Genomic DNA, 17,084 nt, shown 5'->3' on the forward strand with positions numbered 1-17,084 from the left:
AGGCACCGAAAGGAGACCTGATGTCGTCACAATGTCAGGGCAAAATCAGCGAAAAATGCCCGTCGACCGCAAAAAATCAATGGGCATGTGACTTGCTTCATCTTTCACATCAAGCAGTAACCAGGAGTGTGGTGTGGCGAAATACAAGGGAATCGAAGTCAAGGACAACGTGCGCCAGTTGCTGCCGCACATGCCGCTGATTGAGGAATACCGGGAAATGCTGCAGTCGCTGCAGGCCGTCTGGGACAACCTCAACCTGCTCGGCCAGCTTTCCGGCACGACGGCGGAAATTGGCCAGACCCGCGAAGCCTTCGCCAGCCTGACCGGCGAGCTCCTGAACAATCTCGCCGAACAGACGCTGGCCAAGCGCGAACAGGAAATGAAGGCGCGTTCGCAGGTGGTCATCGACATCCTGGTGCGCAATCTGTTCGAGCGCACCGCCGACATCGGTTTTCTCAGTACCGACGAGGTCATCCGCCAGTTCGCCGCAGAACCCGGCGAGCCCTGGGCGCTGCAGCAGCGCTTCAAGGAATATGTGCGCAAATATTCGGTGTATGAGGATGTCGTGCTGCTTGATTGCAACGGCCGCATCCTCACCCGCCTGATGCCCGACAAGCAAGTTGCCGTCATTCACGACAGCTGGGTGCGTGAGGCGGTGTCCACGACGGCGCCCTACGTCGAGGCCTATGTTCATTCCGGGCTGTTCCCGGAACAGTCGCGCTCGCTGATCTACGCTTACCGGATCAAGTCCGAACGCGGTGAAACGCTGGGCGTGCTGGCGCTGTGCTTCCGTTTCGCCGACGAAATGCAGCGCATCTTCCGCGGTCTGACCCAGCCGGACGACCCCGGCGTGATGGTCCTGCTCGACGCGGCCGGGCTGGTTATCAGCAGCAGCGATCCCTGGCAGGTTCCGGTCGGCGCGGAACTCCGGGTCGAATCCGGCAGCCTGCAGCGGCTGCGCTTCGCCGGCCGCAGCTATCTCGTCTTTGCCAGCGACACCAAGGGTTACCAGGCTTACATGGGGCCTGGCTGGCGCGGCCTGGTGATGATGCCAGTGGCCCAGGCTTTCGATATTCACGACGACGATCCGCTCGACATCTCGGAACCCGCCCTGCTCGCCTCGGTGATGTCCGGCGGCCGCGCCTTCTCCGAACCGCTGCGGGCGATCCCGCACAAGGCTGAAGCGATCCAGCGCGATCTCAGCCGCGCCGTCTGGAACGGCACGGTGCGCCAGGGCGTTGCTTCTGCTGCGGTCAACAGTGCTTTTTCGAAGATTTTGCTGCGCGAGATCAGCCGCGTCGGCATGAGCATGCGCGAAGTTTTCTCGCGTTCGATCGGCAACCTGCAATCGACGGTACTCTCCTCGCTGCTCGCCGACAGCCACTTCTTCGCGGCGCTGGCGATCGACATCATGGACCGCAACCTCTACGAGCGGGCCAACGACTGTCGCTGGTGGGCGCTCGACTCGACCATCCGCAGCCTGCTGGCCAATGGCACCGCCAGGGATCGCCGGGCCAACCTGGAAAAGGTCATCACTTACATCAACAGCCTGTACACGGTGTACGACAACATCCTGTTGTTCGATACCGCAGGCAAGGTGCTGGCCGTGTCGAACCCGGACCACGCGAGCCTGGTCGGCCAGCCGCTGGCCGAACCCTGGGTCGATGACTGCCTGGGTCTGCGCGACAGCCAGTCCTATGCAGTGTCCAGCTTCGTCCCCAGCCCGCTCTACGGCGGCCGCCCGACCTACGTCTATCTGGCGGCGGTGCGCGCGCCAAACGATGCGCAGGTTGTCGGCGGCATCGCCATCGTTTTCGACAGCGCGCCGCAGTTTTCCACCATGCTCTACGACGCGCTACCGCGCGAAGCGTCGGGCGAGCCGGTCGCCGGCAGTTTTGCGCTGTTCGTCGATGGTGAAGCGAAGGTCATTGCCGCCAGCGGCGGTTCCTTCCTGCCCGGCCAGCAACTTACCTTGCCGGCGGAACTGCTGAAGCCGGCGGCCGATGGACATGCCCGCCTGATTGCGCTGGACGGCCAGGTGATGGCCGTCGGCGCCAGTCCGTCGTCCGGCTACCGCGAATTCAAGGGCCGCGACGACGAATACCGCAACGAAGTCAGCGCGCTGGTCTTCATTCCGCTCGGCGCCTATGACGCCAACGCCCGCTCGGCCGATCCCGAGGGCGAGGTTGCCATGCATCGTCCGGCAATCGCCAGCGACACGCCGGTCCGCGAGATTGCCACCTTCCACCTCGGCGCCCACTGGCTGGGGCTGCCGGTCACCTCGGTGCTGGAAGCCATCGAGCTCACCGGCGCCGCCTGCCTGCCCAATGCGCCGAAACAGGTTTATGGCGCGCTGATCTATCGCAACGAGACCTTGCCGATCTACAACCTGCACGCCGCGCTCGGCCTGGAGGCTCCACCCGGACAAACGACTGCATGCCGTCAGGTGGTTGTCGTGCGCGGGGAAAACGGCGTCAATTTCGGCATCCTGGTCGATCGTCTGGGCGAGGTCATGGAAGTCCCGAACGACGATATCGACGACCTGTCGAACATCTACGTCGGCGTCGCCTCGGTGCTTGCCTCGGTGGTCAAGACGCCGCCGGGCAGCGGCCTGCCGATGCTGGTGCTGCTGTCGGTGGAAAGCATGAGCGAGCAGCTGCGCGGTAGTAACCGTCCGGCGCCGCTCGACGCCTGATCAGGCGACTTCGTCGATCCAGGCCTGCTGGATGGCTTCGAGGATCTTTTCGCCGCAGCGATTGGGATCATCGTCGAAATCCGGCAGCGCCATGACCCAGTTGCGCAGGTCGACGAAATTGACCTTCAGCGGGTCGGTGTCCGGGCGCGCATCGCTCAGTTCGATGGCGATGTCGTTGATGTCGGTCCATTTCATTTGCGATGTCCCTCCTTCGCCATGTTGATGCTGTACTTCGGAATTTCGACCACCAGCGGGGTCGACCGCACGATTGCCTGGCAACCCAGGCGGGAATTCGGCTCCAGGCCCCAGGCCTTGTCCAGCAGGTCTTCCTCGACATCCTCGGCGGCTTCAAGCGAAGCGAAGCCCTCGCGCACGATGACGTGACAGGTGGTGCAGGCGCACGACATCTCGCAGGCGTGATCGAGTTCGATTTCGTTGGCCAGCAGGGTCTCGCAGATCGACTTGCCCTCTTCCGCCTCGATCACTGCGCCATCCGGGCACAGCTCGACATGCGGCAACACGATGATTTGCGTCATTGTTCTTCTCCCATGCGGATGTCGTCGACCTTGCGGCCGGACAGCACTTTCTTGATGCTCTGGTCCATGCGGCGATGGGCGAATTCCTGGGTTTCGAAACCAAGGTCGTCCATCGCGATATTGATCTGGCGGCGGTTGTCGCCCTGCGCCAGGGCCTTCAGCTTGGCGATCGTCGCGGTGATTTTGGTGATTTCAGCTTCGTTGAGCAGATGGGCGTCTTCCGCCAGCGCCGCTTCGGTCGCCTCGATCATGCGCTCGGCCTCGACCTGCGCTTCGCGCAAGGCGCGCGCCATTGCGTCGTCCTTGGCGTGCTCCATCGAGGCCTTGAGCATGCCGGCGATTTCGTCGTCGGACAGGCCGTAGGACGGCTTGACGGTGATGCTCGACTCGACGCCGGTGGTCTGCTCGCGGGCAGTGACCGACAACAGGCCGTCGGCGTCGACCTGGAAGGTTACGCGGATGCGCGCCGCGCCGGCGACCATCGGCGGAATGCCGCGCAGCTCGAAACGGGCCAGCGAGCGGCAGTCGGTGATCATTTCGCGTTCGCCCTGGACGACGTGAATGGCCATCGCCGTCTGGCCGTCCTTGAAGGTGGTGAATTCCTGGGCGCGCGCGGTCGGGATCGTCGAATTGCGCGGAATGACCTTCTCGGTCAGCCCGCCCATGGTCTCCAGGCCGAGCGACAACGGAATGACGTCGAGCAGCAGCCAGTCGTCCTTGCCGGTCTTGTTGCCGGCCAGCAGATTGGCCTGGGTCGCGGCGCCGAGCGCGACGACCTTGTCCGGATCGAGATTGGTCAGCGGTTCCTGACGGAAGAAGTCGCCGACCGCCTTCTGAATCTGCGGCATCCGCGTGGCGCCGCCGACCATGACCACGCCCTTGATTTCGTCGGCGCGCAGGCCGGCGTCGCGCAAGGCTTTCTTGACCGGCTGCAGCGTCTTCGACACCAGCGTCCGGGTAATCTCGCCGAAGGTGGCGACATCGAGTTTCAGGTCGACCATCTCACCGGACGACAGGCGCACGGTGATCGGTGCTTCCGGATTCTTGCTCAGGTATTCCTTGGCTTCGCGGCAACGCATCATCAGCAATCGCGCATCCTGCGGCGACAGCGGCTGCAGTTTGCCGGCCTCGATCACCCAGCAGAAGATGCGATGATCAAAGTCGTCACCGCCCAGCGCCGAATCGCCGCCGGTGGACATGACTTCAAACACGCCCTTGGTCAGCTTCAGGATCGAAATATCGAAGGTGCCGCCGCCGAGGTCATAGACGGCATAAACGCCCTCCGCCGCATTGTCCAGCCCGTAAGCGATGGCCGCTGCGGTCGGCTCGTTCAGCAGGCGCAGCACATTGAGACCGGCCAGCCGGGCCGCATCCTTGGTCGCCTGGCGCTGCGCGTCGTCGAAATAGGCCGGCACGGTAATCACCGCGCCCACCAATTCGCCACCGAGCGCAACTTCGGCCCGCTCCTTCAGCGTCTTCAGCACTTCGGACGAAACTTCGACCGGGCTCTTGATGCCGGCCTGCGTCTTCAGCTTGACCATGCCCGGCGCCTCGACGAAGTCGTAAGGCATCGATTCGACATGGGCAATGTCCTGCTTGCCCCGCCCCATGAAGCGCTTGACGGAAACAATGGTGTTCTTCGGGTCGACCGCCTGGTTCTTCTGCGCCTCGTGACCGACTTCGGTTGTCCCGTCGGCGTTGTAATGCACCACCGACGGCAGCAGCGGACGGCCGCTCTCGTCGCTCAGGCAGATGGCGATACCGCTGCGCACGGTGGCGACCAGCGAATTGGTGGTGCCGAGGTCGATGCCGATTGCCAGCTTGTGTTCGTGCGGCGCGGCGGATTCACCGGGCTCGGCGATTTGAAACAGGGCCATTTTTTATTCTTCCAGCGACGCCAGCGCGTCGTCGATTTCGTGCAACAGTTTTTCCAGGAACATCAGCCGGCGCACACGATCGGTGGCCAGTGCGTAATCCTGAGCGTCATCCAGCAGTTGTCCGACTTCCGCGTAACGCCCGTCCATCTCGCCGCGCAGCCGTTGGTAAAGATGTTCGAGTTCGTGATGGTCGCCGCCGGCGCGCGCCTCCATGACTGCCTCGCGCCATTCCATCTGTTCCATCAGGAAATCGGCCGGCATCGCGGTATTGCTCTCGGCCTGCAGATCGTGCCCGGCCAGTTCGAGCAGATAGCGCGCCCGCTCCAACGGTTTCTTCAGCGTCAGGTAAGCCTCGTTGGCCCGTGTCGCCCACTGCATCGACAAACGCCGCTCGGCATCCGGAGCATTGGCAAAACGGTCCGGATGCACCTGCGCCTGCACGTCACGATAGCGCGAGTCCAGCTCAGACAGGCTGAGCCGGAACGAACACGGCAGTTCGAACAGGGAGAAGAAATCGGCGCTCAGATCCATCAAACGTTGAAGGATTCGCCGCAGCCGCACTGATCCTTGACGTTGGGGTTATTGAACTTGAAACCTTCGTTCAAACCCTCCCGGGCAAAGTCCAGCTCCATCCCTTCGAGGTAAGGCATGCTCTTGGCGTCGACAATCACCTTGACGCCATTCTGCTCGAATATCACATCGTCCTCATTCACCTCGTCGACGAATTCCAGCTTGTAGGCCATGCCGGAACAGCCGGAAGTCCGTACGCCGAGGCGCAGGCCGATGCCCTTGCCGCGCTTGGTCAGGAAATTGGCGACGTGCTTTGCCGCCGAGTCGCTCAAGGTAACGCCCATGCTTATTCTCCGTGCTTTTTCTTGTAATCCGCCACGGCTGCCTTGATGGCATCCTCGGCCAGGATCGAGCAGTGAATTTTAACCGGTGGCAGCGCCAGTTCTTCGGCGATCTCGGTGTTTTTGATTTCGAGCGCCTGGTCGACCGTCTTGCCCTTGACCCATTCGGTCACCAGCGAAGACGAGGCGATGGCCGAACCGCAGCCGTAGGTCTTGAACTTGGCATCCTCGATGACGCCGGCCTTGTTGACCTTGATCTGCAGCTTCATCACATCGCCGCAGGCCGGCGCGCCGACCATGCCGGTTCCGACGCCGTCGTCTTCCTTGCCAAAGGCACCGACGTTACGCGGATTCTCATAGTGATCAATGACTTTTACGCTATAGCTCATGTTGATTCTCCTTGAATTCTCTTAGTGGGCAGCCCATTGGACAGTACTCAGGTCGATACCTTCCTTGTACATGTCCCACAGCGGCGAAAGGTCACGCAACTTGCCAACTTTCGCGTGCAACAACTTGACTGCATAGTCGATTTCTTCCTCGGTCGTGAACCGGCCGATGCTGAAACGGATCGAACTGTGCGCCAGTTCGTCGTCACGGCCCAGTGCGCGCAGCACATAGGAGGGTTCCAGGCTGGCCGAGGTGCAGGCCGAGCCGGAGGAAACAGCCAGATCCTTGATCGCCATGATCATCGATTCACCTTCGACATAAGCGAAGCTGATGTTCAGGTTGTGCGGGATGCGCTGGGTCAGGTCACCATTGACGAAAGTCGCTTCAATATCTTGAAGTCCTTTCAGAAGTTTATCGCGCAATGCTTTGATTTTTTTGTTTTCTTCATGCATTTCCTCGCGCGCAATCCGGAAGGCTTCACCCATGCCGACGATCTGATGCGTGGCCAGTGTGCCGGAGCGGAAACCGCGCTCGTGACCACCGCCATGCATCTGCGCTTCCAGACGGACACGCGGCTTGCGGCGCACGTACAAGGCGCCGATGCCCTTCGGACCGTAGGTCTTGTGCGCCGAGAAGCTCATCAGGTCGACCTTCAGCTTGCCCAGGTCGATATCGACCTTGCCGGTCGCCTGCGCGGCATCGACGTGGAAAACGACACCCTTCTCGCGGCAGATTTCGCCCAGTTCGGCGATCGGCTGGATCACGCCGACTTCGTTATTGACGTACATCACCGAAGCGAGCACGGTGTCCGGGCGGATCGCCGCCTTGAACACTTCCAGATCAAGCAGGCCGTCTTCCCTGACATCAAGGTAAGTGGCTTCAAAACCCTGGCGTTCGAGTTCGCGCACGGTGTCAAGCACGGCCTTGTGCTCGGTCTTGACGGTGATGATGTGCTTGCCCTTGGTGCCGGCGTAGAAATTGGCCGCGCCCTTGATGGCGAGATTGTTCGATTCGGTGGCGCCAGAGGTCCAGACGATTTCCTTGGGGTCGGCACCGACCAGCGCCGCGACCTGCTCGCGCGCTTCTTCAACGGCAGCATCGGCGACCCAGCCGAAGCTGTGCGAACGCGACGCCGGATTGCCGAAGTGCTCGCACAGGTACGGAATCATTTTTTCGGCGACGCGCGGGTCGACCGGAGTGGTTGCCGAGTAATCCAGGTAGATGGGGAGTTTCATCGTCATTCTCGCTAGGTCCGTCGGGTTGTTCAGACGGCGATTGCCGTCAGTCCCTGCAGGCGTCCGACCGTAGCCTGCAAGGCATTGATGAATTGTTCGATATCCGTTTCGCTGTTGCCGGTGCCAAGACTGACCCGCACCGCGCCACGGGCGATTTCCGGGGCCACACCCATCGCCCGCAATACATGCGACGGTTCCGGGTTGGCGCTGGAACACGCGGCACCGCTGGCAACGGCAAAACCTTCGCGATCCAGCTTGCCGACCAGGGTTTCGCCATCGATATTGGGAAATGCGAAGTAACTGGTATTTGGCAAACGCGCCGCGTCGACCGCAAAAATCCGGGCGCCGATTGCGGTCAACCCGCTTTCCAGGCGGTTTTTCAAAATCTGCATCTGTTGCGGGAGTTCGGCAACACGTTGTGCCGCAAGTTCCGCTGCCACGCCGAATCCGACGATGGCCGGCACGTTTTCCGTGCCCGAGCGCAAACCGCGCTCGTGGCCGCCACCGGCAACCAGCGGCTGCAGTTCGACGCGCTTGTCGAGCACCAGTGCCGCCGCGCCCTTCGGCCCGTTGATCTTGTGCGCCGACACCGTCACGGCATGCACACCGGCCGCATTGAGCAGCCGGAAATCCACCGGCAGCTTGCCGAAAGCCTGCACCACGTCGCTATGGAACCAGGCGCCGGTTGATCGCGCGGCAGTAGCCAGCGCGGCGACATCCTGGATGACGCCGGTTTCGTTGTTGGCCAGCATCACCGAAACCAGCGCCGGCCGGCTCAGCAGCAGCTCGGCGTAAGCATCGGTTTTTACCCTGCCGGCGCCGTCGACCGCAATTTCCTGCAGCGTCCAGCCCTGCCGCGCCAGTTGCGCCGCCGGCTTGAGCACGCAGGGGTGTTCGATGGCGCTGACGGCAATCAGCCCCGGCTTCATGCCGGCCGCCGCACCCTTGACGAACAGGTTGTTGGCTTCGCTGCCGCCGCTGGTGAACACCACCTCGGTCGGATGCGCACCGAGCGCTGCGGCAAGCTTCTGCCGCGCTTCGTCGATCGCCTGACGCGCCCGCCGTCCGTACTCGTGCCGGCTCGACGCGTTGCCGCACAAGCCGTCAAGCCAGGGCAGCATCGCCGCCCTCACCGCCGGATCTAGCGGCGTCGTGGCGTTGTGGTCGAGATAGACAGGCTGGAACATGGTCGGTCTCAGGCGAGCGCCGCAGCCTTCTCGCGGATCACACGACGTGGATGCGGGCCGAGCGGGCCGGCAATCACCGCCTCGCCGCGAACCGCCACCTTGGCCTTCTCCCGCCCGACCAGATCGGCCAGCGTGACGGAGGCAAGATATTCGAACATTTTCGCATTCAGCGTCGACCACAGGTCGTGCGTCATGCAACGATGTTCGTCCTGACAGTTTTCCTGGCCACCACACTGCGTCGCGTCGAGATGTTCATCGACGGCGCGGATGATGTCGGCCACGGTCACCCGCTCCAGCGGCCGGGCAATCCGGTAGCCGCCGCCAGGGCCGCGCACGGAATCGACCAGTTTGTAGCGGCGCAACTTGCCGAACAACTGCTCAAGATAAGATAGTGAAATACTCTGCCGCTCGGCAACGCCGGCCAGTGCAACCGGCCCGTCCTCGCCGCGCAGGGCAAGATCCATCATCGCTGTTACGGCAAAACGTCCCTTGGTGGTCAAACGCATTTCGGACTCCCGATTAATAACCCAGTATTGCGGTCAACTATACATAAACCAGACAAAATCAGTCAACTATTTTGCTCAGGTATTTCGGGTCGAAATCGTCGGTGGGCTGGACTTCGTTATCGCACTTCACGCCTTGCGCTTCCAGTTCCTTTAGCAGCGAAGCCAGACGCCGGTCGGTTTCGGCGGCGTGGTCGAGCAGGCCATGAATGGCTTGGGCCAGCGGATCATCCTGATCGCGACCGACGGCATAGGCTGAGAAGCCGAGTTTCTCGGCCTGCTGCTCGCGTTCGCGGCTCTGCGGATCGAGAATGCGGGCCGGATTGCCAACGGCGGTTGCGCCTGCCGGCAAGGGCTTGGTGACAACCGCATTGGACCCCACCTTGGCACCGGCAGCGATGATGATCGGGCCAAGCACCTTGGCGCCGGCACCAATCACCACCCCGTTTTCCAGCGTCGGATGGCGCTTGCCCTTGTTCCACGAGGTGCCGCCCAGCGTGACGCCGTGATACAGCGTGACATCGTCCTTGATCTCGGCCGTTTCGCCGATCACCACACCCATGCCGTGATCGATGAAGAACCGCCGGCCGATGGTCGCACCGGGATGAATCTCGATACCGGTCAGGAAGCGCGACAGGTGCGCGGTAAATCGCGCCAGCCAGCGCAGGCGATGCCCCCACAGCCAATGGGCCAGGCGATGCAGGATCAGTGCGTGAATACCCGGGTAACAGGTCAGCACCTCCCAGAACGAGCGAGCCGCCGGGTCGCGGTCGAAGACCGCGCGGATATCCTCACGCAAGTGCCGGAACATGGGGTGCTATCTCCCTATTGAAAGGGGGTGAATTCTAGAATACTCGACTGAATTTGTCAGCTATTTCCGGCAATATCGACAAGCAGCCGTCCAACCCCTGCCAGACAGGCCTCGCGTGCCGCCGGTGCGGCCGTGCTGTCGGCGAGATAAGCTGACACCAGCAAGGGCTTGCCGCCTGCCGGCCAGACAATACCGACATCGTTAGCATCGCTTCTGTTGGTGCCGGTCTTGTCGCCAATACGCCAGTCGGTCGGCAAGCCGGCCTTCAGACGCCGGCCACCGGTGGTATTGGCCAGCAACCAGCGTTGCAGGATCGTTCGCGACGCGGGCGACAGCACATCGCCGAGCAGCAGTTTTTGCATCGTCTGCGTCATTGCCCGCGGCGATGTCGTATCCAGTTCACCCTGCGAATGTTTCGTGTTGAGTTCAGGCTCGTTGCGATCGAGGCGCGTCACCCCGTCGCCCAACTGGCGCAGCCAGGCAGTCAGCGCTGCCGGCCCGCCATAACTCGCCAGGATCAGGTTTGCCGCTGCGTTGTCGCTGGTGGTGATCGCCGCTTCGCACAGCGCGGCCAGCGTCATCCCCTGCCCGTCGGCATGCTGCTCGGTCACCGGCGACCAGGGCAGCAACACCGAACGGTCATAGACGATGCGTCGATCCAGCGCCTCCCGCCCAGTGTCTACCCGCTGCAATACCAGCGCGCTGGCCAGCTGCTTGAAGGAACTGAGCAGCATGAAACGTTCGTCCTGGCGGTAACCGTATTCAGCCCCGGTTGCCGTATCCAGGAGATGCACACCAAGCCGCCCGCCACCCTGCTGCTCCAGTTCGCGCCAGCGGGAACGCAAATGCGCGCCCCGCAACGCCGTATCACCGGCTGAAGCGCACGAAGTACCGGCAAAGGAAAGCGCAGCCAGGGAAAGAAAGAATCGTCTTCGGTTCATCACCCGAGCATTCTGCCATCACCGTCAGGCAGCCGGCCAGGAAATCGCCTCGCCGTCGGCACTCACGGTCAACTTGCCGTCAGCAGAAAAATTGAGGGTGATGCTAGCCGATGGACGATTGTCGGCAAACAGCCAGGCGTACTTGGCGACGACCTTGGCGGCGTCGGCAGCGGACGAAGCCGCGCTGTATTCCTCGTGGAAGGGAATACTCTTCTGCATTTCGACATGGACCGACGACAAGGCTGCCGCCGTCTGCATGCTTCTGGCCAGCGCCGGATCGTCGGCCAGCGCCGCCTTGAACTCCTGAGCATACGGATAATCCGCCGGCAACTGGAGTTCACCGTAACGGTCATAGCTGACGCTGGCGGGCGCCTCGGGAATGCCGTTACGTGCCAGAAAATCCGGCATGCGGGCGGAAACATGATCGGTCAGCGCCTTGATGTTGCTCGCCGACGGCATCATCAACGGTGGCAATTCGGTGAAACCGCCGGCCGGCGGCTGGAAATACGCGTCGATATCCAGCGTCACCGCGCCCTGGTTGGTATCGAAAACCACGCTAGACGATACCGGGCTTGCCGCCGCCGTCGTCTCGGCTGCCAGCAAGTCGCGGGCGGACTGGGAAATGCTTGACCGATCGGCAAGATTTGCCGACGCTGCAATGCTTGCCGCCGCTGCACTCTCGGTGCGCGGGGCGGCAGTCCGCGATGAAATGGCTGAAACGGCGGCAGACCAGAGGCTGGCAGGCTGTATGAACACGGCGGCTCCTTTTGTTCGATGATTCAGCCACGATCACTGCAAAGCTCATGCCATGGCAGCCTGCTCCGTTGCCAGCGCCAGCCGGCGGACCAGTTCGGGAATCATCACCGCATCGGCCATGCCGTAGCCGAGGACCAGGCCGTTGTCGCCGCCACGCCCGGCAAAGTAGCGGCTGAGCGCCCGCGCACTGACGCCCAGCCTGGCTGCGGCGGCAACAATATCCGTATCCGGCGGCGCGTCGGGCAGATGCAGCGTCAGGTGCAGGCCGGCCTGGCCGCCGGCAATCCGGACCTCGCCAAAAGATTCCTGCAACGCGCTACGCAGGATCTGCTGCCGCTCGCGATAGATCGGCGCCATCGTCCGCAGGTGGCGGGTAATCCGGCCGCTGTCGAGCATCCGTGCCAGCGCGCGCTGCTCGACTGCCTGACCGCCCCGGTACAGCTCGGACAAGGCCTGGCCGAAACTGCTGACGGCCCAGCGCGGCACGACCAGATAGGCGATGCGCAGCCCGGGATAAAGCAGCTTGCTGAAAGTACCGAGGTAAATCACCGGCGCCTCCGGGCGCAGCCCCTGGATCGCCGGCAAAGGCCGCGCGCCGGGCCGGGCGTGATTGAATTCGCTGTCGTAATCGTCCTCGATCAGCCAGTTGCCGCCGGCTTCGAGCCGGTTGAGCAAAGCCAGCCGCCGCTCCAGACTGAGTACACTGCCGCCGGGATACTGGTGTGATGGCGTCAGGAAGATCAGGCGCGGCGACTGCGTCCGCCACAAGGCGTCGTCCGCAACCATGCCTTCGTCGTCGACGGCGACCGGCACGGCGCGCAGGCCGGCTGCCAGCATTGCGTTACGTGCTGCCGGATAGCCCGGGTCTTCGAGCCAGACGACATCACCGGGATCGGCCAGCAGACGTGCGCAGGCATCAAGTGCGACGTTGCCACCGGGGACGATGAACACCTGTTCCGGCGTACAGGCGACGCCCCGCCGGGCCGCCAGGAAAGCTGCAACCGCAATGCGCAATGCCGGTTCACCACCGGCCGCCGCATACGCCAGATGACGCGCGCCGACCTCGCGCCAGGCATCCTGCAGCATGCGCGCCCAGACCGGCCACGGAAAGGCGTTGAGATCGGGCACGCCCGGTGCGAACGGCAGGGCAGTTTCGCCGCGCTGCGTGGCGATCAACGTTCCGGCGCGGCGCGACAGGATGCCGGCCCGCGCCACCCCGGCCGGCTGCTCGCTCCGTTGCGGCAAGGCAGCGACCCGCGTACCGCCACGATCAGCGGCGAGAAAGCCTTCGGCGAGCAGTTGCTGGTAGGCATAAAGCACGCCGTTGCGGGACATGCCGCAATCGATCGCGAGCTGACGGCTGGCCGGCAGACGCAGGCCGGCGTGCAGGCGACCTTCGAGCATCGCCTGCTTGAGCACGCGGTACAGGCGCTGCTGACGCGCTTCACCCGGCGCCGGCGGCGAGCGGAGTTCGGCAAGGACAAGTTCGAGGGCCATCTGGCTCCATCCGTGGCATTGATTGTGGCTCCATGAATGGTGCCACAACCGCCTTATGCTGGCCGGACTTTCAAGGAGAACACATGGAACACGAAGCCCCCAGCCCGCGCACCCGGATCCGGCGCAAGCCGCAACGCGGCCACTACGACACCGCGACTGTTGCCGCCATCGTCGATACCGCGCTGATCTGTCAGATTGCCTTCAACCAGGGCGACAGCGTACATTGCCTGCCGACTGCCTGCTGGCGGGTCGGCAACGCGTTGTACATTCACGGCGCCAACAACTCGCGCCTGACCCGGACATTGCTCGACAGCGACTGCTCGGTCTGTATCGCCCACGTCGACGGACTGGTACTGGCGCGCTCGGCCTTTCACCATTCGATGAATTTTCGCTCGGTCGTGATTTACGGGCGCTTTGTTGCGGTCGACGCGCCGGAAGAGAAGAAAACCGCGCTCGCCGCCTTTGTCGAACATGTCAGCCCGGGACGCTCGGCGCTGGTACGTCCGCCGAATGACGCTGAACTGGCCGGCACGGCCGTGCTGCGTCTGAGACTGGATGAAGCTGCGGCGAAAATCCGCAACTGGGGCGTCGAGGATGACGCCTGCGATCTCGATATTCCGGTGTGGGCCGGGGTTGTCCCGCTGCGCTGCACTGCCGGAGAAATGGAAGCCGAAGCAGCCTGCACCGATTTCCCGCAACCCAGCTTGCCGGATTACCTGCTGACGACCTGAGCAGTTGCTTCACCGACACCATGCGGTGAAGCAACTGCCGGCAGCAGCGTCAATGAACGCCCTGCTTCGGCCCCGTCACCGGCTTGACCTCTTCCTTGTTGACCTGTTTGGCCGCATAACGGGCGATATAGATGGCCATGACAATCATGAACAGGATTGTGAACAGGCTGAGCAAACCGATGTCGGATGTAAAGAGTAAATTCCACGCCATGACCGTTCTCCATTGTGATTCGATGAGCATTACTGGGACGAGTACGGATATGCAACGGCAATAAGCATGCCCGAGCCGATGGCTGGCGTAGCGGTGCTGCCATATCCGGAAGAAAAGGCATGAAAGCGCTGCAGCAGAAGCAAGGCGGCAGCCGGCCCGGTGCTGGGCAGGTGAATGATTCAGCGACAAAACCCGTCGCTGCTGTCATTTATGACAGACACTACCGCCATAAATGACAGTCGCGCCCGGCGCAAATTGCGCTACGCTTGCCGCATCCATCCACTCCAGGCTGCCGACCATGCCGAACAACCCGCCGCGCCAATTAACGCTGGAAATCGTTTCCGACCTTGTCTGCCCCTGGTGCTTCATCGGCCTGCGCCGGCTCGACATCGCCATGGCAATGCTCGGACAAAAACACCCCGATCTGGAAATCAGCCAGCGCTGGCGCCCCTTTTTCCTCAATCCGGATACGCCGCTGGAAGGAGAACCCTACCTGCCCTTCCTGATCAACAAATTCGGCAGCGAAGCTGCCGTCGAAGCCTTGTTCCAGCGCGTGCGTGACGCCGGCACGCCTTACGGCATCGACTACCGTTTCGAAGACATCCGCCTGCGTGCCAATACCCTGCACGCTCACCGTCTGATCCACCGGGCACAGCAGCAAGGCGATGCGCGGCCGCTGGTCGAGCGCCTGTTCGTCGGCCAGTTCCAGTTGGGCGAACATCTCGGCGATCCGGCAGTCCTCGCCAATATCGCTGAAGAATGCGGTTACCCGCGCGGCGACATCGCCAATTACCTGGCCAGTGACAGCGATAGCGAACTGGTGCGCACCATGGAACGCGAATCACGGACCTGGGGCGTGCGTGCCGTACCGACCTTCATCGTCGACCGGCGGATCATGGTGCCCGGCGCTGAGGACCCGGCGATCCTCGTCGCAGCCATCGAACAGGCACTGCAAGCATCACCGGCAGCCTAATGCCGTGCTGCGGCAAGAAAGGCGTCGAGTAGCGGTGCGCAGTCAAGCAGCACCTGGTTGCCGTGATGGTGAAATTCCGGATGCCACTGCACCCCGCAGACAAAACTGCGCCCTTTCCATTTCAGCGCTTCGACAACGCCATCACCCGCCGTCGCTTCGACGATCACGTCATGGCCCAGGCGGTCCAGTCCCTGGTGATGAATCGAGACCACGTTCCCGCCCGCCAGTCCGCCAAACCAGCGGGAAAAATCGCCGCCCTCGGTAAACTGGATGGCGTGCAGGTGGCGGTCATAGTCACTGTGCTCATGCGCGACCTCGCCGGGGCGCTGGGTCGGCAGATCCTGGTAGAGCGACCCGCCAAGCGCGACATTGATCAATTGCATGCCACGGCAAATGCCGAGCACTGGCTTGCCGACTTCCATGAACTCGTGCAGCAGTTCGAGTTCATAGGCGTCGCGCACCGGATCGCCGGCCCATTCCGGGCGTAGCGGCGTTTCGCCATAGGCGCGCGGACTGACATCGGCGCCGCCCTGCAGGACCAGACCATCCAGATATTCGGCGTAATCGCGCAGACGGATGCTGCTGCGCATCAGAACGCCATCCTGCAGTACCGACGGCACCATCAGCAGCATTACGTCGCGCGACTGGACCCACTGGGCAATCGACTGCTCGAGGACCTGCAAGGTCTTGGTATGAATTCCCCGGCTATCGGCCTGCGGGTGATGGATGCGGGCGGATAGCCCGATCCGGAGGGGGCGTCGGCGAAACATCATTGACCTCCTGCACGAAAACTGCGGACAGCGGCATCGATCATGCCCTGGTGGCCACCGGTCGCCGCATGCCAGCATCGCAATTCACCGGCATGATTTCCGGTCGTTGCTACCTGGCGCAGTTCAACCAGCGCCCGTTCGCTACCGAGCCGTGCCGCACAAGGCTCGATCCGCTGCAGCGTGGCCAGCACATCTTCGCGCAATGGCAGGCTGTCGCTGCTGCGCGGATGCACCAGCGTCCCGTCGAGCCCGAAACGGCAGGCCTGGAAACGGTTGTAGTTGTAAACCAGGTAATCGTCCTCGTGCGGCTCTTCCCGGTCCTCCAGCAACATCATGCACAGCGCCTGAAGATAGGCTGCCAGCGCCGCCGCCCGCTCGACCGTCAGCGGTGTATCGCAGACCCGCAATTCGATGGTGCCGTACTCCGGTTTTGGCCGGATATCCCAGTAGAAATCCTTCATGCTTTTGACGACGCCGGTTTTTTCCATCTTGGCGAAATAGCCATCGGCAAAATCATCCCAGCGCAGCAAAAATGGCGCCCGGCCGGACAACGGAAAAGCGAAGATCGAATTCAGGCGCGCTGAATCGAACTGCGTATCGACCCCCTGCAAAAAGGGCGACGACGCCGACAGCGCGATGAAATGCGGCAGATAGCGATTGAGCGCATGCAGCAGGTAAAGCCCTTCGTCGGCACTGGCACAGCCTATATGGACATGCTGGCCGAAAACCGTGAATTGCTTGGCCAGGTAACCATATAGCGCGGACAGTTCCCGGAAGCGCGGTTGGTCGAAAATGCGCTGTTCCGACCAGCGCTGGAACGGATGGGCCCCGCCGCCGCAGACACCGACATTGAGGCGGTTGCCGGCATCAACCAGGGCATCACGCATCTGTCCCAGCTGGGCGAGCATTTCGTTGTAGTTGGTATGCACGTCGGTCGCAATCTCGATCATGCTCTCGGTGATCTCCGGCTTCACATCGCCCGGAAAAGGTTTCTTGCCCAGCAGGAACAGCATGTCGGCGGCAGCCGCCGTGAGGTCGAAATCGGTGAGGTCGACCAGTTGCAACTCAAGCTCGACCCCCATCGTCAGCGGCTTGCCCGCCTTGAAAGTTCCCAGCGGCATGC

The 17,084-nt window shown here is 62.5% G+C and carries 19 protein-coding genes; 3 read left to right on the forward strand and 16 right to left on the reverse strand.

The window, feature by feature from the left end:
• Positions 1 to 133: 133 nt before the first annotated feature.
• Positions 134 to 2,695 (forward strand): chemotaxis protein CheW, encoded by a 2,562-nt coding sequence (locus BJN45_RS07645; RefSeq protein WP_076093633.1) that lies wholly within the window; start codon positions 134 to 136, stop codon positions 2,693 to 2,695.
• On the opposite strand, the gene iscX is transcribed toward BJN45_RS07645, so the two are convergent.
• The 13 genes from iscX to BJN45_RS07710 are packed head-to-tail and all read right to left on the reverse strand — an operon-like array spanning position 2,696 to position 13,276.
• The gene (iscX, locus tag BJN45_RS07650; protein WP_076093635.1) at positions 2,696 to 2,890 is read right to left on the reverse strand and encodes a Fe-S cluster assembly protein IscX; all 195 of its coding nucleotides are present in this window, start codon (positions 2,888 to 2,890) and stop codon (positions 2,696 to 2,698) included.
• On the reverse strand, positions 2,887 to 3,231 hold the full coding sequence (fdx, locus tag BJN45_RS07655; RefSeq protein ID WP_076093637.1) for an ISC system 2Fe-2S type ferredoxin: 345 nt from the start codon (positions 3,229 to 3,231) through the stop codon (positions 2,887 to 2,889). Before fdx ends, iscX begins: the two co-directional genes overlap by 4 nt.
• Positions 3,228 to 5,108 carry a Fe-S protein assembly chaperone HscA gene (gene hscA, locus BJN45_RS07660; protein ID WP_076093641.1) on the reverse strand — a complete coding sequence of 627 codons (1,881 nt, stop codon included), beginning with the start codon at positions 5,106 to 5,108 and terminating at the stop codon, positions 3,228 to 3,230. Before hscA ends, fdx begins: the two co-directional genes overlap by 4 nt.
• Positions 5,109 to 5,111: 3 nt before the next feature.
• Positions 5,112 to 5,639: a Fe-S protein assembly co-chaperone HscB gene (gene hscB / locus BJN45_RS07665; RefSeq protein ID WP_076093642.1), complete on the reverse strand. Its 528-nt coding sequence runs from the start codon at positions 5,637 to 5,639 to the stop codon at positions 5,112 to 5,114.
• The gene (gene iscA, locus BJN45_RS07670; protein ID WP_076093644.1) at positions 5,639 to 5,962 is read right to left on the reverse strand and encodes an iron-sulfur cluster assembly protein IscA; all 324 of its coding nucleotides are present in this window, start codon (positions 5,960 to 5,962) and stop codon (positions 5,639 to 5,641) included. The genes hscB and iscA overlap by 1 nt, the downstream gene beginning before the upstream one ends.
• 2 nt (positions 5,963 to 5,964) lie before the next feature.
• Positions 5,965 to 6,348, reverse strand: a complete 384-nt coding sequence (iscU, locus tag BJN45_RS07675) for a Fe-S cluster assembly scaffold IscU (RefSeq protein ID WP_076093646.1) — start codon at positions 6,346 to 6,348, stop codon at positions 5,965 to 5,967.
• Between the two features lie 21 nt (positions 6,349 to 6,369).
• Positions 6,370 to 7,581 (reverse strand): IscS subfamily cysteine desulfurase, encoded by a 1,212-nt coding sequence (locus BJN45_RS07680; protein WP_076094220.1) that lies wholly within the window; start codon positions 7,579 to 7,581, stop codon positions 6,370 to 6,372.
• Positions 7,582 to 7,610: 29 nt separating this feature from the next.
• On the reverse strand, positions 7,611 to 8,768 hold the full coding sequence (locus BJN45_RS07685; RefSeq protein WP_076093648.1) for a cysteine desulfurase family protein: 1,158 nt from the start codon (positions 8,766 to 8,768) through the stop codon (positions 7,611 to 7,613).
• 8 nt (positions 8,769 to 8,776) lie between these two features.
• Positions 8,777 to 9,274, reverse strand: coding sequence for an Rrf2 family transcriptional regulator (locus BJN45_RS07690; protein WP_076093650.1), 498 nt, complete (start codon positions 9,272 to 9,274; stop codon positions 8,777 to 8,779).
• 58 nt (positions 9,275 to 9,332) lie between these two features.
• The gene (cysE, locus tag BJN45_RS07695) at positions 9,333 to 10,082 is read right to left on the reverse strand and encodes a serine O-acetyltransferase (protein WP_076093652.1); all 750 of its coding nucleotides are present in this window, start codon (positions 10,080 to 10,082) and stop codon (positions 9,333 to 9,335) included.
• Between the two features lie 56 nt (positions 10,083 to 10,138).
• Positions 10,139 to 11,023, reverse strand: a complete 885-nt coding sequence (gene bla / locus BJN45_RS07700; protein ID WP_076093654.1) for a class A beta-lactamase — start codon at positions 11,021 to 11,023, stop codon at positions 10,139 to 10,141.
• A gap of 24 nt (positions 11,024 to 11,047) precedes the next feature.
• Positions 11,048 to 11,779 (reverse strand): hypothetical protein, encoded by a 732-nt coding sequence (locus BJN45_RS07705; protein WP_139326316.1) that lies wholly within the window; start codon positions 11,777 to 11,779, stop codon positions 11,048 to 11,050.
• A 45-nt stretch (positions 11,780 to 11,824) separates the two neighbouring features.
• Positions 11,825 to 13,276: a PLP-dependent aminotransferase family protein gene (locus BJN45_RS07710; RefSeq protein WP_076093656.1), complete on the reverse strand. Its 1,452-nt coding sequence runs from the start codon at positions 13,274 to 13,276 to the stop codon at positions 11,825 to 11,827.
• Between the two features lie 83 nt (positions 13,277 to 13,359).
• Here BJN45_RS07710 and BJN45_RS07715 point away from each other — a divergent pair, with 83 nt between their 5' ends.
• Positions 13,360 to 14,007: a pyridoxamine 5'-phosphate oxidase family protein gene (locus BJN45_RS07715; RefSeq protein ID WP_076093658.1), complete on the forward strand. Its 648-nt coding sequence runs from the start codon at positions 13,360 to 13,362 to the stop codon at positions 14,005 to 14,007.
• A gap of 49 nt (positions 14,008 to 14,056) precedes the next feature.
• On the opposite strand, the gene BJN45_RS07720 is transcribed toward BJN45_RS07715, so the two are convergent.
• The gene (locus BJN45_RS07720) at positions 14,057 to 14,218 is read right to left on the reverse strand and encodes a DUF3149 domain-containing protein (RefSeq protein WP_076094226.1); all 162 of its coding nucleotides are present in this window, start codon (positions 14,216 to 14,218) and stop codon (positions 14,057 to 14,059) included.
• A 298-nt stretch (positions 14,219 to 14,516) separates the two neighbouring features.
• Here BJN45_RS07720 and BJN45_RS07725 point away from each other — a divergent pair, with 298 nt between their 5' ends.
• Positions 14,517 to 15,191, forward strand: coding sequence for a DsbA family oxidoreductase (locus BJN45_RS07725; protein WP_076093660.1), 675 nt, complete (start codon positions 14,517 to 14,519; stop codon positions 15,189 to 15,191).
• On the opposite strand, the gene BJN45_RS07730 is transcribed toward BJN45_RS07725, so the two are convergent.
• Both BJN45_RS07730 and BJN45_RS07735 read right to left on the reverse strand, forming a co-directional pair.
• Positions 15,188 to 15,964, reverse strand: coding sequence for a gamma-glutamyl-gamma-aminobutyrate hydrolase family protein (locus BJN45_RS07730; protein WP_240494519.1), 777 nt, complete (start codon positions 15,962 to 15,964; stop codon positions 15,188 to 15,190). The genes BJN45_RS07725 and BJN45_RS07730 overlap by 4 nt on opposite strands.
• Positions 15,961 to 17,082, reverse strand: a complete 1,122-nt coding sequence (locus BJN45_RS07735) for a YbdK family carboxylate-amine ligase (protein WP_076093662.1) — start codon at positions 17,080 to 17,082, stop codon at positions 15,961 to 15,963. Before BJN45_RS07735 ends, BJN45_RS07730 begins: the two co-directional genes overlap by 4 nt.
• Positions 17,083 to 17,084: the final 2 nt, after the last annotated feature.

This window comes from Azonexus hydrophilus (genome assembly GCF_001956855.1).
Lineage (GTDB): Bacteria > Pseudomonadota > Gammaproteobacteria > Burkholderiales > Rhodocyclaceae > Azonexus > Azonexus hydrophilus_A.